The 998-nt window shown below is 48.4% G+C and carries 2 protein-coding genes and 1 pseudogene; all 3 read left to right on the forward strand.

Annotation, left to right across the window (positions count from 1 at the left end; genetic code table 11):
- Positions 1 to 97, forward strand: a pseudogene (locus J4D97_RS23030) (50S ribosomal protein L11); the annotation flags it as partial.
- A 20-nt stretch (positions 98 to 117) separates the two neighbouring features.
- Positions 118 to 813 (forward strand): 50S ribosomal protein L1, encoded by a 696-nt coding sequence (gene rplA / locus J4D97_RS23035; protein WP_185281373.1) that lies wholly within the window; start codon positions 118 to 120, stop codon positions 811 to 813.
- Positions 814 to 830: 17 nt separating this feature from the next.
- On the forward strand, positions 831 to 998 hold a 168-nt coding region (gene rplJ / locus J4D97_RS23040), incomplete at its 3' end, for a 50S ribosomal protein L10 (RefSeq protein ID WP_208309633.1).

Below are 998 nucleotides of genomic sequence, written 5' to 3' on the forward strand. Positions count from 1 at the left end.
AAATGCTTTCGAAGTGGAAGCAGCTATGCGCCAGGTAGCCGGCACGGCTCGCAGCATGGGTATCACCATCAAAGGGGATTCTCCTTTCGCTAACTAATTAAACGAAGCAGAATCAACATGGCACAAGTTAGCAAAAAGCGCAAGGAAGCCCTTGCTAAGCACGACCTGACGCAGGTTCGTAATCTGGTAGAAGCTGCTAAAGTGGTAAAGGATATCACCTATACCAAATTCGACGCTTCTGTTGATATCGATGTTCGTCTGGGCGTTGACCCCCGTAAAGCCGACCAAATGGTGCGTGGCGTAGCTACGTTGCCCCACGGTACTGGTAAAACTGTTCGTGTACTGGCTCTAGTAACTCCCGATAAGGAAGCTGAAGCTACGGCTGCTGGTGCTGATTTCGTTGGTCTGGACGACTACATATCGAAAATCGAGAAAGGTTGGACTGATATCGATGTTATCATCACGATGCCTGCTGTAATGGCTAAGGTTGGTCGTCTAGGCCGGGTATTGGGTCCTCGTGGTCTAATGCCAAACCCTAAGTCGGGTACGGTAACGACTGATGTAGCGAAAGCAGTACAAGAAGTGAAAGCTGGTAAAATCGACTTTAAAGTTGACAAAACCGGTATCATTCACTGCTCAGTAGGTAAAGTGTCTTTTGATGACCAAAAGCTAGCTGAAAATGCTATTGAGGTTATTCAAACGCTGCAGCGCCTGAAGCCCTCTTCGGCTAAAGGAACTTACATCAAGAGCATCACGCTGTCGAGCACGATGAGCCCAGCCGTTCCGGTTGATACTTCGGTTACTTCCGCTTAAACTACAATCAAAACGATATGACCCGGGAAGAAAAACAAGCCCTCGTCGACGAGTTGAGCGAGAAGTTTCAATCGCACAACGCGTTCTACATTGCCGATGCTTCGGGAATGTCGGTGGCAAAAATCAACGAGTTCCGTCGCCTGTGCTTCACGCGCGGTCTGGAATATAAGGTCTATAAGAATACG

This window comes from Hymenobacter defluvii (genome assembly GCF_017589435.1).
Lineage (GTDB): Bacteria > Bacteroidota > Bacteroidia > Cytophagales > Hymenobacteraceae > Hymenobacter > Hymenobacter profundi.

Bases quoted from the DNA above. Each gene is read 5' to 3' on its own strand.
- rplA (WP_185281373.1), top strand. From the start codon at position 118: ATGGCACAAGTTAGCAAAAAGCGCAAGGAAGCCCTTGCTAAGCACGAC.